The following is a 13,177-nucleotide window of genomic DNA, read 5'->3' on the forward strand; positions in this document are numbered from 1 at the left end:
GTTCTCGCACTCCCAGCGCAGCCGGCGCTGCGCACCCCCTTCCACGCGATCGTCGGGGCCGCACGGACGCCGGATCGCAGACCCCTCACGCTGCCCCTGCGAGCGCGAGCCTCGCCCAGCGAAGCACCGACGCTGCCGGTCGAGGTCGAAGTCCCACATGTCGACGAGCTCGCGCGGCCGCCAGCGACTTCGCGGTCGCCCCCCGTGTCCCATCGTTCCTCTGCGCTCCGCGGAGATCGTTCAGGACGCAGCAGGGCGGCCGACGTAACCTGTTCGTTCGCACATGTCTCATCGTACATGCGCCAATCGCCACCGGCCGACGCGATCGTCTGCGGCCGGGACAACCGCGCCGCCCACCTCGAAGCGTTCGTGGCCGGCCGCCTGCGCGGCAGCATCGAGGGCAGCGTCCGTCGCTGCCGCGCGCTCGGTGACATCCTCGACGACACCGGCGTCGCGCCGTATCCCTTCGAGATCCGCTTCGACCCGAACGAGGAGCCCCCGCGCCCTCCCCGTGATGCGATGCCCCATCACGGCGCCAGCGCGACGCCCGCTTCATCGCGGCCGCCGATCCGGCGTAGATTGGCCGCGTGACCTCCTATCGGCCGACCCTCCACCGCTTCCCGGACGACACCTCGGGGCGCTTCCAGGTCCTCCGCGAATTCCTGCTGCGGTGGCACGGGCTCGACACCGGCGCGGTCGGGCGGACCGTGGACCGCGTCGGCGAGGCCGAGGCGCGCGTCGACAAGCCGCTCCCGCTCGCGGTGCGCGAGTGGATCGTCCTGCTCGACGACCTCGCCCGCATCGACGGCTGGAAGTACGTCCTGCGCGACAGCTGGGGGCTGAAGCAGGTGCCGAATTGCGCCGCCTTCTCGCTGCTGACGGCCGGCGAGGGCGACCGTCACTGGGGCCCGTTATTCCGCGACCTCGCGCGCGAGGACCCGCCGGTCCGCGAGTTCGTGCCCGACTACGAGCGCGACGAGCAACGATTCAAGCGCGGCCGTCAGGTCGCCTCGCGCGTCTCGACCTGGGCGCTCGAGTTCATCGTCGACTACCTGCACCTCAGCCGGAGCCTGCAGCTCGAGCGACGCGCGTCGAAGCCGACGCTCGAGCGCCTGTGCGACCGCTCGCCCAGCCCCGTCGTGGCGTCGCGGATCGGCGCCACCGAGCTGTTCGAGTTCGAGGGCGGCTTGATGCACGCAGAGCCGGACGGGCCCGAGATCTATCGCCTGCGCTGCTACGCCCCCCGCGCCCAGACCGACGCGTTCGACTCCGATGCGACCCACGCGTTCGGGCAGCAGATCGACGCGATGCTCGGCGTGATCCGGCTGTGACCGTCGGGCTCACGTCAGACCTGCCACAGGCGCAGCCCGTACGCGTCGGCGGCGACGCCCAGCACGCCGTCGCGCGAGAGCGCCAGCCCTTCGGCGTCGATCGTCAGGCGCGAGCGCTCCGGGTCGCGCCCGAGGTCGACGCGCTCGACGAGCGTGCCCTCGTTCGCGTCGTAGAGGCTCAGCGTGCTGGTCTCCGTCTTGCTGGCCGCGTCGAACACGAGCTCGCTGACGACCAGCCGCGCGCCGTCGGGCGCCAGCGCGAGGCGAAAGCCGGCGTGCGGATCGTAAGCCGGGTTGGTCGGCCCGCCCACGAATTCGTGAAGGACGCGACCCGACGCGACCTCGACGATCTGCACGCGCGTACGCTCGCCGGTCGATCCGAGCGCCACGCGGGTCCCGTCGGCCGAGGCGGCGAAGATCGACGCATCGGCCCAGGTCGTCACCACCTTGCCCGTGTCGAGATCGAGCAGCTTCACCGCGGACGGGCCGGTGAGCGCCATGGCCCCGAAGTCGAAGGCCTGGACATGGACGAGCACGCGGCCCGGGTCGCCGCCGACGGCCCCGAGCCGGCGCACGTGCTTCACCTTGGGCACCGTCTTCACCACGCCCTGGGTGGCCAGATCGAGCACGTGCAGCGCATCGGCGTTGTCGGCCACGACCACCCGGCCGCCGCCGATGCAGGCCAGCGTCGTCAGCTCGCCGCCCGGCCGCCACGGCGCGCGCTGCAGCGGCTTGCCGGTCGCGCCCGAGCGCAGCACCAGCCGATCGACGGGCTCGCCCGATCCCTTGTGCTCGAGCACCGCGACGATCTGGCCGTCCTGCGAGAGGTCCATCGCATGGGCGTGCTTCTGCTGCCACACCCGCTCGCGCCGGCCGACGTCGAGGACAAACAGCCCGTAGTCGCCGCCCCAGACCACCAGGCGCTGGCCGTCGGCGCTGAACACCGCCCGGCGCGGGTTGTCGTCGGCGACCACCACGGGCGGCTGCTTCAGCGACGGCAAGGGGGAATGGGCGCTCGGCCCGTCGCTCGCGGGGGCCAGCACCTGCACGCGCGTGGCCTTCGGCGCCTTCTTCTTCGGCAGGCGCTCCAGCAGCGGCGCCCACTCTTCCGCCGGGAAGTCCGCGAGCGAGGCCTCGAGCTCCGCGCGCAGATCGATGTTGAGGCTCGCCTCCGCCTTCTTGTCGAGGAACGCGTAGTACCAGCGGCGCGTGCCGAACTTCTCGAACCACGCGACGAACTCTTTGAAGTCGAGGTCGTTCAGCGGATAGGCCGCGTCGGCGCGGTCCACCAGGTAGATCGTGGGCTCGTCGGCGAAGTAGTCGATGGCGAGCTCGGTCGACTCGCCCGCGACGCTCACCAGCAGCTTGAGCCGCATGCGGAGGTTGAGCCGGTCGAGTGATTTCTTGTCGGTGACGTCGCCGTGCTCGTTGAAGAACCGCTCGTAGAACGGCAGGTCCGACCACTCCAGCTCGTCCAGGTCGGCCTTCTTCACGACGACGTGGGGACGAAACGCCCGCTTCTCGAGCCCGCCGAACATCTCGACGAGGCCGACGAGCACCGCCTCTTCACCGTCCCAGGCGACCTTCAGGCCGTCGCGCTCGGCGTAGAAGCGCGCGACGGCGCGGGGCAGGCCGCCAGGGAGGACGGCGGCGATCGCCGGTTTCAGCTTCTCGAGCTTGCTCGGGGGGGACTTGAGGCGCCGCTTCATGCCGGGCGAACACATCACGGATCGGGCACCGAAGAAAGCGGAGTTCCTCGGCTCAGGCGCCCCGAGAGCACATGTCCCCAAAGACATATCACGATCATCGGCGAAGTTCGCCGCAATCGCCAGTCACGGGCTCGTGACAGCGGCGCGGCCTGTCACGCCGGGGTGACGAACTTGGCCAGCAGCACCCGCCGGGTCCCGCCGAAATCGATGGTCAACTTGCGCTGCCCGTCCGCAGACGGCTCGGTGGCGACGATCGTCCCGAGGCCGAACTTCGCGTGGGTCACTCGCTCGCCCACCGCGTGCGGCTCGACGACCTGCGGCGGCGGCGGCTTCGGCGGCGCCGCGGCAGCCAGCATGGTGCTGCAGGCGCGCGAGCCGGGGGCCGACGAGCGACGCGCCAGCGCTAGCGCCGTCCTGCCCTCGGGCCCGCGACGGTCGGTCGCGCCGCGGGCCAGGAGCACCCGCACCGCCTCCTCGTTGCCCTGCGCCGCGGCGGCGTGCAGCGCGGTCCAACCGTCGATACCGCCGCTCTCGCGGCTGCACTCGAGGTCGGCCCCGGCGTCGATCAGCGCCGTGACTTCCTCGGCGGACGCCACCCCGGCCGTGCGCATGAGCCCCTCGGTGATCGCCGCCCGCCACCCGTAGTTTTCATGAGGAGCGCGCGCCGAGGTGACCCGTGGACAGCGAGGATGTGCGGGGTCGGCCCCGAGCGTGGAGGACCTGGCCGCGCAGCTCGGTGCATCACCCCTGGCGGTGAGCGAAGCCTACGGGCGCTCCACGCCTGGCTCGCGCGCACCGACCACTCGGAGGGCTACGTAATGGACCTGCCGACGCTTTGGCGACTCGCCCGTGGCTGGTACGCGGGCCGCCTGGAGCGCGGGTAGCAGCGCCGCGAGCCCGCGAGCGCCGCGGCCTATTCCGCGAGGCGGGCCTCCACGGCCCCTTCTGGGGCCTGTGACGGCGGCGACGCGCTCGCCGTCGCTGGGGCGGCTCCATGCACGATAGCAACGACTGAATCGTCCTCGCGCCACTGGAGGCGTCGGCCGCGGTGGTATGTCAAGCTCCGAGCGACGCGGCCGGGCACCACCCGCTCCTAGCGTTTTTCTCGGCGTCGCTGCTCGACGAGCAGCCAAGCCAGATCGGCGCGATCTTGCAGCTCCTTGGCCGAGCCTGGCTCACGGCGGTGAATCGACTCTCGCTTGGCGGAGATGAGGGAGGAAAGCCCGAGCACCGGCACCTCGACGTCGGCGATCTTGACCAGCACATGCTCGCCCCAGGCCTGATCGAACGTGTGCACGTCGATACGGTCCGGCTCGATCCCCATGAAAAAGCCGACCCCGGGCTGCGACAGTTCCTCCGCAGTCACGCCGAAGTACTCCAGCGATACATCCGCAAAATCGCGGACCGCCGACGCCAACCGGCGAGTGTTCGCGAGTGCGGGTTCAATCAGGATGTCGATGTCGCCGGTGGCCCGTACGTGCCCGTGCGCCGCGAGGGCGTGGGCTCCGACGACGATGTGCCTAACGCCGGCCGCCGACAAGGCGATCAGGAAGTCTTGAATGTCGCTCTCGGCCATCGCTGTCTCGCTGCAAGATTGCATAGACTCGGCGGCTCAGCTCGCGCATCAGAGCGATCCGCTGGGCAGGCGTCATGTCCCGGTAAGCGTCGTGCGTATCGGGAAACGCACCCGAGTCGGCGACGCGACCACCGATGAGCCGGGACGATGGGACCTGCTTCTTCAGCACTGAACGCAACATAACCGGCACTGACGCAGGCCGCCAGCGCGGGCAGAACGCCGCGCGCCGTTTCGCCCTGCTCCTCGCGCAATAGCCCTGTAACTCGGGGGCGACGCCAAAGTCGCCGGCGCGCTCGACCCTGTCTCGCTCGGCGCTCTCGACATGAACAAACGAACACTCGCGCAGGTGGCGCGCTAGCGGCCGTAGGGGCATCGGGCGCAGCGGGCCGCCACCGAGCCGTCGGTCGCGGTGATGACCGATCGCTACAAGCACAAGCCGCTGCCTGTCGTGCGCGCGACCCACCTCAATATCGTGAACGCCGAGCGCCTCGTGTTCGCTGGCCCTCCGCTGGCGGAGCGCCGCCCGAGCAGGACGCGACAGCCGGCGCCAGATATGTCCATGAGGACATGTCGCTAAAAACATGTCGAAAAAGACAGACGAAAAGGCCCGTCGGCTGTCTCCCGCCGGCGGGCCTGTCGCCTCTTACTTTTGATTGATGCGCTCGCTACGCCCTGCTCCCTCGTCTGTCCGCTTACCCACGGACACCGAGGGCTGCAAGGTCTTGCTACGCGGCATCACTGCGGGATGCCGCAGACGCCGACATTCTCGAAGCCTGGAGGGGCCTGACCCATCTCGTACCACGCCAGGCACTCGGCGTTTTGGCCGGTGCACACGCCGGCCTCGGTCATGTCACAGAACGCGATGCAGCAGCCGATCGCCATCGGGTCGCACTCGGCCGCGATCTCCGGGTTGGCGCACGTGAAGCCCTTGTCGCACGCGTTGATGTACTCGCACGCGTCGAACTCCTGGCCCTCTTCGCCCGAGGCGTCGAGCACACACAGGAACGCGTCCGGGTTCTGCGGGTTGGGGATGCACAGGTTGTTGCCCGGGCAGTCCTGCAGCAGCGGATCGCACGACGGCAGGCACAGCGTCAGCACGCCGTCGTTGGAGATCAGGCACGAGGTCATCGGCTGGGCGCAGTCGGGCGCGTCGGGCGAGCCGACGCAGAGGGCCACGCACGTCCCGACGCCTTCGGTGACGTCCCAGCACATGTTGCCCTTGTCGCAGTTGTCGATGCCGCTGACGCCGCTGCCCTCGACGGTGCACGGGTCGCCGACCTGGCCGGCGTTCTCCATCACCGGCGTGCACTTGAGCGACTCCCACGCGTTGTCGCCGTCACCCGAGTACGGCATGCACTTCTGTCCTTCGGGACAGTCCTGCGTCCACTGATCGCACTCCTTGGCCCCGCCGCCGCCGTCGGGCGGGGTGATGAACGAGCCGTCGGTGGTGCTCTCGCCTTCGGTGGTCTCGGTCGGATCGCCCGGCGTCGTCGTCGAAGTCGGGTTCGTCGTGGTCCCGCCGGGCCCGCCCGTCGAGGTGTTGCCCTCGGACCCGCCCGAGCTCGTCTCGTCGTCGGTGGTGTTGTTGTTGTTGGTGGTCGGGGTGTTCGTCGCGTTGCCCTTGCCGCCGTCGTCGCCGCACGCCGACAGGAGCACACTCACGAGCGCACACGGTATCCATCGCATCGTCATCACTGGCATCTCTTCCCCTCCGGGAGGGGCGCCCTCGAGCGAGCCCCATCCATTCCCCGAGGATGCCATAACCGCCAAAGCCGCTGCAACAGTCGAGTGGTTTTTCTCTCGTCTTCTTTCATGAAGACCGTGAAACATTCGACCCATTCTGTCGAGAACGTCATTCCGTGGCCTCAGGCTGCGTTGCGGTCTCTCGCCGCAGAGGATCACGCAGCCCGGGTTACCGGCGCGATTTCGACCCGTCCGCATCGGCGACCTGGGCCCATGACCCCGCGAGAGACGCACCCCCGCGCTCGCCGAGTCCGAGTCATTGGCAGCCCCGTCCAGCCGATCGTTGCAGCGATCGTCGCAACGAGGTCTCGCCGATCGCCGCGACGCGAACGCGTCGTGCTCGCGGCACCGCGAGCACGAGACGTCCTGCGTGGCCACGACGGCGCGACAGCTCGCCGCGCTGCAACATCGCCATGAATGTGCCAGCGCGGCCGCTCGCGCGTCCCCTTGCTTCGGCCCCGCGACGACCGAGCTCCGCCCTCGAGCGGCGCACGCGACCCGCGGCCGCGACACGAACCACCGCCGCTGCCGCCCGATTCCCGCGGTCGCCATGACTTCGCCGCCGTTGACACGCGGCCGCGGACGCGCAAGAACCGGCGCGCATGCGGAAAGCCCGGCGATGCGGCGCGCTCGTGTTGGCAGGCCTCCTCGCCCTGCCGGCGCCGGCGCGCGCGGCCGACCTGCGGCCCGTCGAAGCCCCGGTCGAGGTCCCGGTGCCGGAGCGGCCCGACGCGCAGCCTGGCGCGAAGGACAGGCCCCTGAGCGCGGTGCCGGTGCCGGATCAACCTGTCTCTTCGGACATGTCTCCGAGCACAGGTCCCGAAGCACAGGTCCCCGAGGCCAGGGTCGAAGGGCCAGCTCCGCCGCCGCCGCCGTCGCTGGCCCCCGGGGCCGGGCTCGGCGAGCCCGAAGACGCGATCACCGTGGCGGTCGGGCTCGGCCCGACAGCGCCGGGGACGAAGCCCGAGGTCGCCCTGGTCGACGCGCTGGAGCGCGCCGTGCGGTCGTCCGCGGCCCCCAGGACCACGGTCCGCCGGCTGCGCGCCGGGGTCGGCGAAGGCAAGCTCGTGTGCCGCGAGCGCCGCGACGATCTGGTGATCCTCGTCGAGTACCTCGCCGATCGCCCCGACCCGGTGCTGCTGCCGCACGACTGCCGGCTCGACCGCGCCCTGGGCGTGCGCGGGGCCGACGCCGCCAATCACCCGGAGCTGGTGGCGACGCTGTGGGGCGAGCACGAGGCGCTGGTCCGCGACGGGGCGAAGGAGCGGCGGCGGACCCGGTTGGGTCCGAAGGTGAGGACGGGTCTCATCGCCGGCGGGGCGATCCTGGCCGTCGGCCTGGCGATCGGTCTCGTGGTCGCGGCCAGCTTGCGCCGTGAGATCGTCGTGCTCACAGTCAGTCCATGACCCGTCCCTGGCGCGCGGCGCTCGGCCTCTTTCTCGCGGCGTTGTTGTTCCTGTTCGTGGCGCCGCAGGCCGCCCGCGCCGACGTGAGCCGCCCGGTCGGGTGGTCGCTGGCGAGCGCGACGTCGCAGGTGCACGTCGGCCGCGTGACGCTGCGCTACGACCCGCGCCTGCAGGACGAGGCGCTGGCGGTGGCCCGCGAGATCCCGCGAGCCTGGTCGGAGATCGAGCACGCGCTGGCCGGCGATCTCGAGGACGCCTTGACGATCCACTTCGTCGCCCACTCGGGCCGCATCGCCGAAGGCACCGGCATGCCGCAGTGGGCCGCCGGCGTCGCCCACCCGCCGACCGGCGAGATCGCGATCGCGGCCCACGCCCCCGACGGCTCGCTGACCGACCTCGACGGCCTGCTGCGCCACGAGATGGCCCACGTCGCGCTGTTCCGGGCCACCGGCGGCGAGCCGCTGCCGCGGTGGTTCCACGAGGGCGTGGCCGAGAGCTTCGGCGAAGAGATCGATCTGATGCGCAGCCAGACGCTGGCCGGGGCGATCTTCGGCGCCGGCGTGCCGCGCCTCGAGCAGCTCGAGCAGAACTTCCGCAGCACCGACGCGATCACGGCCACGGTCAGCTACGCGGCCGCGCGAGACTTCGTCAACTTCCTCCGCTGGCACGACGAGAACGGCTCCGACATGCGGCAGGCGCTGGCGCAGATCAAGCAGGGCAAGGGCTTCGAGGCCGCGTTCCAGAGCGGCTTCGGTCGCTCGCTCGCCGAGCTCGACACCGACTGGCGCGGCGGCCTCACCGGTCGCTTCATGTGGTTCCCGATCGTCAGCGGCGACGGCCTGCCGATGGCGCTCGCGTTCCCGCTGGTGTTCGTCGCCGCGATCCGCCGCCGCCGCCACGTGCGTGAGGGCTGGGCCCGCCTCGAGGCCGAAGACGCCGCGCTGCGTGCGCCGGTCGCGGCCTGATCGTCACCTGTCGCACCTGTCGCAGAGGACAGGTCATCCATGAGCCCTGGGCGCGCGCCGCGACGTGCGGTATATGCCCGGGCGTGCAGCGGATCAGCGGAGGGAGCCTGCGCGGGCGGGTGTTGAAGTCGCTGCCGACTGTGCCCGGCTTGCGCCCGACCGGCGCGCGCGTGCGTGAGGCGATCTTCGACCGCCTGCAGCACGAATTGCGCGACGCAGTGGTGCTCGACCTGTTCGCCGGCTCGGGCGCGCTCGCCTTCGAGGCGCTGTCTCGCGGCGCCGCGCGGGCCACCCTCGTCGAGCGCAATCCTGCGGTCGCGCGCCACCTGCAGGCTCAGATCCGTGAGCTTGCGCTCGACGAGCGCGCGCGGCTGTGGCAAGGCGACGCGACGACGTTCTTGCGCCGACATTCGCCGAGCGCGGCCGAGCTCGCGGGTCCTTACGACCTCGTGTTCGTCGACCCGCCGTACGACGACACCGAGGTCGTGCTCGCGGCGGTGCTGCCCGCGCTGGTCGCCGGTGGTTGGCTGGCTGAAAGCGCCGCGCTTGTATGCGAATATGACCGCGCTGGAGGCCGCAGGCCGCCCGCATGGCCGCAGGGGCTGGTCGTCGAGACGACCCGGCACTACGGCCAGACGGCGGTCGAGTTCCTCCGTCATACTAAGACGACGACCACGGGGGCCCCACAGCTGTGCTAAGGCGCGAACTTGAGACCAATGCACGAGCCCAGGTGCTGAGCGAGTCGCCGACGTTGGCGATGTCGGCCCGCGCCAAGGAGCTCAAGGCCCAGGGCAAAGAGGTCCTCGACTTCAGCGCCGGTGAGCCCGACTTCCACCCGCCTGCCGGCGTCACCACGGCCGTCATCGAGTACCTGCGTACGCACCCGGTGCACTACGCCCCGGTGCCTGGCCTGCCCGCCCTGCGCGACGCCGCAGCGGCCGAGTTCGCGCGCTACCACGGCCGCGACGTCGCCCGCAACGAGATCTTGGTGTCGTGCGGCGCCAAGCACAGCCTCGCCAACCTGTTCATGATCACGCTGTCGCCCGGCGACGAGGTCGTGATCCCCGCGCCGTACTGGGTCTCGTACGCCGACATGGTGCGCCTCGGCGACGGCGTGCCGGTGATCGTGCCCACCAGCCGCGACGACGGCTGGCGCCTGCAGCCCGAGGCGCTCGCGGCGGCGCTGACCCCGAAGACGCGCTTCATCGTGCTCGGCAACCCGACCAACCCGACCGGCGCCGGCTACCCCGCGCCGCTGCTGCGGGCCCTCGGCGAGGTCATGGCGCGGGTCGCTCCGCGCTGCTGGTTGCTCGTCGACGACATCTACCGCCGCCTCGTGTACGGCGGCTTCGAGCACGTCAGCGCGGTCCGGACCCTCGCCGACGTCACCGAGCAGATCGTCCTCGTCGACGGCGTGTCCAAGAGCTACTCGATGACGGGCTACCGGATCGGCTTCATGCTGGCCCCGAGCAAGGTGGTGTCCGCGGCCTCGCGCCTGCAAGGCCACGTCACCTCCGGCGCGGCCACGGTGTCGCAGATCGCCGCCCTCGCCGCGATCACCGACCCGAGCTGCGAGGCCGCCGTGCAGGAGATGCACGCCGCCTTCACCCGCCGCCGCGAGTTCATGCTCGCCGGCCTCAAGGCCCTGCCCGGCCTCGACATCGTCGCCCCCGACGGCGCCTTCTACCTGTTCTGCGACGTCTCGCGCCACCTCGGCCCCGGCACCGCGTTCGCCGACGACATTGCCTTTGCGACATGGCTCTTGGAGCAGAAGCTGGTCGCCACCGTGCCGGGCACCGCGTTCGGCGCTCCGGGCCACCTGCGCGTGTCGTACGCCGCCGCCGAGCGGACCCTGCGCGACGGCCTGGAGCGGTTCGGCCAGGCCTTCGCCGATCTTCCGCCGCCGCGCGCCGGCTGACCGGCGCACTGCCTGTCTCTCGGGGCAGGTCTTCGCTCCGCGCCGCTGCGCGCTCCTATACGCCTGTCCTTCGGGCCAGGTCGTCGGCCTGCTGCCTGTCTCGGGGTCAGGTCCTCGGCCTGCTCCGCTGGACCCATGACCGCCTGTCCCTCGGGCCAGGTCGTCGAATTGCATCCGCTGCGCCCGTGTCCGCCTGTCTTTAAGGACAGATCACATTTCGCGCCACCGCCCGTAACGTCGCCGGCCCGGCGGCGTAGACGCGCCATGCCAGCCCGTCGCTCCGTCCTCGCGGGGTTCTCCGTCCTCGCAGCGTGCAGCAACCAGAACCCCGAGAGCGCCGAGGCGCTGTGGGACGAGCTGGAGTCCGCCGACTACCACGCCTGGGCGCGCCCGCCGGGCTACGAGGCGCGCACTCCGAGCGCCACGGTCCACGGCGACGAGGTCGAGATCTTCATCAACGACGTGTTCGTCGAGGCGCTCGCGGGCGGCCCGCTCGCCGCCTGGCCCGACGGCGCGATCGTGGTCAAGGACGGCTTCACCGCCGGCGTCCCGCACATCGTGGTCGCCATGCAGAAGCGCGGTGACGCCTGGTTCTTCGCCGAGTACGAGACCGACGGCGAGGTCGTCTACTCGGGCGACCCGCACGCGTGCACCCGCTGCCACGACGACGGCGCCGACGGCATCCTCGCGTTCGCCCTGCCGGATTGACCTGCTGCTCCGCGCCGCGACGTCACGCCGGACGCCGCAGCGCCGGCGCCGAAGTCTTGAGCGCCGCCAGCAGGCCGCGCGCCGCCTCCTCGGCCTCGCGGCGCCACGCCATGCGCCACGGGCGGCGCAGCGGGCCCGAGGCCAGGCGCTTGACCACCAGATCGCCGCGCCCGAGGTGCGGCCCGGCCATCCACTCCGACAGCACCGCCACCCCCATGCCTGCGCGGGCGACGTCGAGGATCGCCTCGGTGAGCGGCAGCCGCTGCGCGCGGCGGGGCGGGCGGCCGCGGCCGAACACCCGCTGCAAGAACCACCGCGTCTCCGCCTCCGGCGTCTCGCTGGTGATCAGCCTCGCCTCCCGCAGATCGTCGCGTGACAGCGTCGGCTTGCGCGCCAGCGGGTGCGTCGGCGCGACCACGAACACGATCTCGTCGGCGAACAGCGGCTGCGTCCCGATCTCCCGCGGCACCTCGCCAGTCGTCAGCAATGCCACGTCGAGCTTCCCGGCCACCAGCGCCTCGACCGGCGCGCGCGTATGCTCGACCGCCAGCGCGAACTCGAGGTTGGGCGAACGCGCGGCCAGCTGCGCCAGCGCCGACGGCAGCCAGTGATAGGCCGTGTAGCACTCGCACACCAGGCGCACGCGCGTCGGCCGGGTCGTCGGCGCCCGCACCTGCCGCTCGAGCTCGACCAGCTCGGCCAGCAGCTGCGTCGCCCCGCGCACCACCTGCTCGCCCGCCGCCGTCGCCTGCAGCCCCCGCGGCGAGCGCTCGAACAGTCGCGCCCCCAGCCGCGCCTCCGCGGCCAGCAGCGCCCGGCTGACCGCCGGCTGCGACAGGTGCAGCGCCCCGGCGGCCGCCGCCGTCGTGCCCGCCGCGGCCACGGCGAGGACCACCTGGAGGTCGCGCAGATCGAGCCGCGGGCGGGGAATGCTGGCAATGCGCGTCACGCATCGATTCTATACCGAGGATGCGTTGGACGCATGCGTCCGCGTGCGTCATCCTGCCCGCCATGCAGCTCTACGGTCTCCCCCTCTCCTGCTCCCTGGCCACGCGCATCGCCCTGCTCGAGGCCGGCGCGCCGTTCGAGTACGTCGAGGTCGACGGCCCCACCAAGCGCACCCTGGGCGGCGCCGACTACCGCGAGATCCACCCGCTCGGGCTCGTCCCCGCGCTGCGCACCGACGACGGCCAGATCGTGATCGAGAACGCCGCCGTGCTGCAGTACGTCGCCGACCTCCTGCCGGCCGCCGAGCTGGCGCCGCCCGCCGGCAGCCTCGAGCGGGTGCGCCTGCAGCAGTGGCTGGGCTTCATCGGCACCGAGCTGCACAAGGGCCTGTTCGCGCCCCTGTTCGCGCCCGACGTGCCTGAGGCCGTCCGCGCTTACGCGCTCGCGAAGGGCACCTCGCGCCTCGACTACGTGGCGCGTCACCTCGAAGGGCGCGAGTTCTTGCTCGACCGCTTCAGCGTCGCCGACGCCTACCTCGTCACCGTGCTGGCGTGGACGCTCGTGACCCCGATCGACCTCAAGCAGTGGCCCTCGCTGGCCGCCTACGCCAGGCGCCTGCACGCGCGACCGAGCGTCGCCGCCGCGTTCCACGCCGAGCGCAAGCTGTACACCGAGGAGCTCGCACGCCACGGCAAGCCGCTGCCCGCGGCCCTGCGCCCCCGCGCCGACTGACGCGCAGCCGGCGGTCGGCGCACGGCGAGTCCGCCGCGCTCGTTCGCCCACGCGAGCCCGCTCGCTACGTGCCAGAGCTCGCCCGCGATCGACCAAAAATGGCCCGAAGGACAGGTCGCGCCCGCGCCGCGATCGGTCGCG

The 13,177-nt window shown here is 71.6% G+C and carries 13 protein-coding genes and 1 pseudogene; 9 read left to right on the top strand and 5 right to left on the bottom strand.

Translation table 11 applies throughout. From position 1 onward, the window contains the following. Nucleotides 1–297: 297 nt before the first annotated feature. Nucleotides 298–591: a hypothetical protein gene (locus tag POL25_RS03620; RefSeq protein ID WP_272084401.1), complete on the top strand. Its 294-nt coding sequence runs from the start codon at nt 298–300 to the stop codon at nt 589–591. Beyond that, entirely contained in the window at nt 588–1,331 is a 744-nt protein-coding gene (locus POL25_RS03625; protein WP_272084403.1) for a hypothetical protein, read from the top strand. The genes POL25_RS03620 and POL25_RS03625 overlap by 4 nt, the downstream gene beginning before the upstream one ends. A gap of 14 nt (nt 1,332–1,345) precedes the next feature. Here the strand turns inward: POL25_RS03625 and POL25_RS03630 are convergent, their stop codons facing one another. Together POL25_RS03630 and POL25_RS03635 are read right to left on the bottom strand one after the other, a co-directional pair. After that, nucleotides 1,346–3,040, bottom strand: coding sequence for a WD40 repeat domain-containing protein (locus POL25_RS03630; RefSeq protein ID WP_272084404.1), 1,695 nt, complete (start codon nt 3,038–3,040; stop codon nt 1,346–1,348). A 152-nt stretch (nt 3,041–3,192) separates the two neighbouring features. Then, complete coding sequence (locus POL25_RS03635) at nt 3,193–3,651, bottom strand: ankyrin repeat domain-containing protein (protein WP_272084406.1); 459 nt, start codon at nt 3,649–3,651, stop codon at nt 3,193–3,195. A gap of 168 nt (nt 3,652–3,819) precedes the next feature. Between POL25_RS03635 and POL25_RS45155 the strand changes: the two are divergent. Further along, nucleotides 3,820–3,998, top strand: a pseudogene (locus tag POL25_RS45155) (organomercurial lyase); the annotation flags it as partial. 135 nt (nt 3,999–4,133) lie between these two features. Here the strand turns inward: POL25_RS45155 and POL25_RS03640 are convergent. Both POL25_RS03640 and POL25_RS03645 read right to left on the bottom strand, forming a co-directional pair. Continuing rightward, nucleotides 4,134–4,616 (bottom strand): hypothetical protein, encoded by a 483-nt coding sequence (locus tag POL25_RS03640; protein ID WP_272084408.1) that lies wholly within the window; start codon nt 4,614–4,616, stop codon nt 4,134–4,136. A gap of 735 nt (nt 4,617–5,351) precedes the next feature. Continuing rightward, nucleotides 5,352–6,278, bottom strand: a complete 927-nt coding sequence (locus tag POL25_RS03645; protein WP_272084409.1) for a ribulose phosphate epimerase — start codon at nt 6,276–6,278, stop codon at nt 5,352–5,354. 713 nt (nt 6,279–6,991) lie between these two features. Here POL25_RS03645 and POL25_RS03650 point away from each other — a divergent pair. The 5 genes from POL25_RS03650 to POL25_RS03670 all read left to right on the top strand — a co-directional run bounded on the left by POL25_RS03650 (nt 6,992) and on the right by POL25_RS03670 (nt 11,356). Continuing rightward, a complete protein-coding gene (locus POL25_RS03650) occupies nt 6,992–7,765 on the top strand; it encodes a hypothetical protein (protein ID WP_272084410.1) in 774 nt (257 codons plus the stop codon). Continuing rightward, nucleotides 7,762–8,730 carry a peptidase MA family metallohydrolase gene (locus tag POL25_RS03655; protein ID WP_272084412.1) on the top strand — a complete coding sequence of 323 codons (969 nt, stop codon included), beginning with the start codon at nt 7,762–7,764 and terminating at the stop codon, nt 8,728–8,730. Before POL25_RS03650 ends, POL25_RS03655 begins: the two co-directional genes overlap by 4 nt. 83 nt (nt 8,731–8,813) lie before the next feature. Continuing rightward, nucleotides 8,814–9,428 (top strand): 16S rRNA (guanine(966)-N(2))-methyltransferase RsmD, encoded by a 615-nt coding sequence (gene rsmD / locus POL25_RS03660; protein WP_272084413.1) that lies wholly within the window; start codon nt 8,814–8,816, stop codon nt 9,426–9,428. A gap of 32 nt (nt 9,429–9,460) precedes the next feature. Then, entirely contained in the window at nt 9,461–10,648 is a 1,188-nt protein-coding gene (locus POL25_RS03665; RefSeq protein WP_272084414.1) for a pyridoxal phosphate-dependent aminotransferase, read from the top strand. A 264-nt stretch (nt 10,649–10,912) separates the two neighbouring features. Further along, nucleotides 10,913–11,356 carry a hypothetical protein gene (locus POL25_RS03670; protein ID WP_272084416.1) on the top strand — a complete coding sequence of 148 codons (444 nt, stop codon included), beginning with the start codon at nt 10,913–10,915 and terminating at the stop codon, nt 11,354–11,356. Between the two features lie 22 nt (nt 11,357–11,378). Here POL25_RS03670 and POL25_RS03675 read toward each other — a convergent pair whose 3' ends face one another. After that, nucleotides 11,379–12,305, bottom strand: coding sequence for a LysR family transcriptional regulator (locus tag POL25_RS03675; protein ID WP_272084417.1), 927 nt, complete (start codon nt 12,303–12,305; stop codon nt 11,379–11,381). Nucleotides 12,306–12,367: 62 nt separating this feature from the next. Here POL25_RS03675 and POL25_RS03680 point away from each other — a divergent pair, with 62 nt between their 5' ends. Next, nucleotides 12,368–13,036 (top strand): glutathione S-transferase N-terminal domain-containing protein, encoded by a 669-nt coding sequence (locus POL25_RS03680; RefSeq protein WP_272084419.1) that lies wholly within the window; start codon nt 12,368–12,370, stop codon nt 13,034–13,036. Nucleotides 13,037–13,177: the final 141 nt, after the last annotated feature.

Source organism: Nannocystis bainbridge (genome assembly GCF_028368995.1).
GTDB classification, from domain to species: domain Bacteria; phylum Myxococcota_A; class Polyangia; order Nannocystales; family Nannocystaceae; genus Nannocystis; species Nannocystis bainbridge.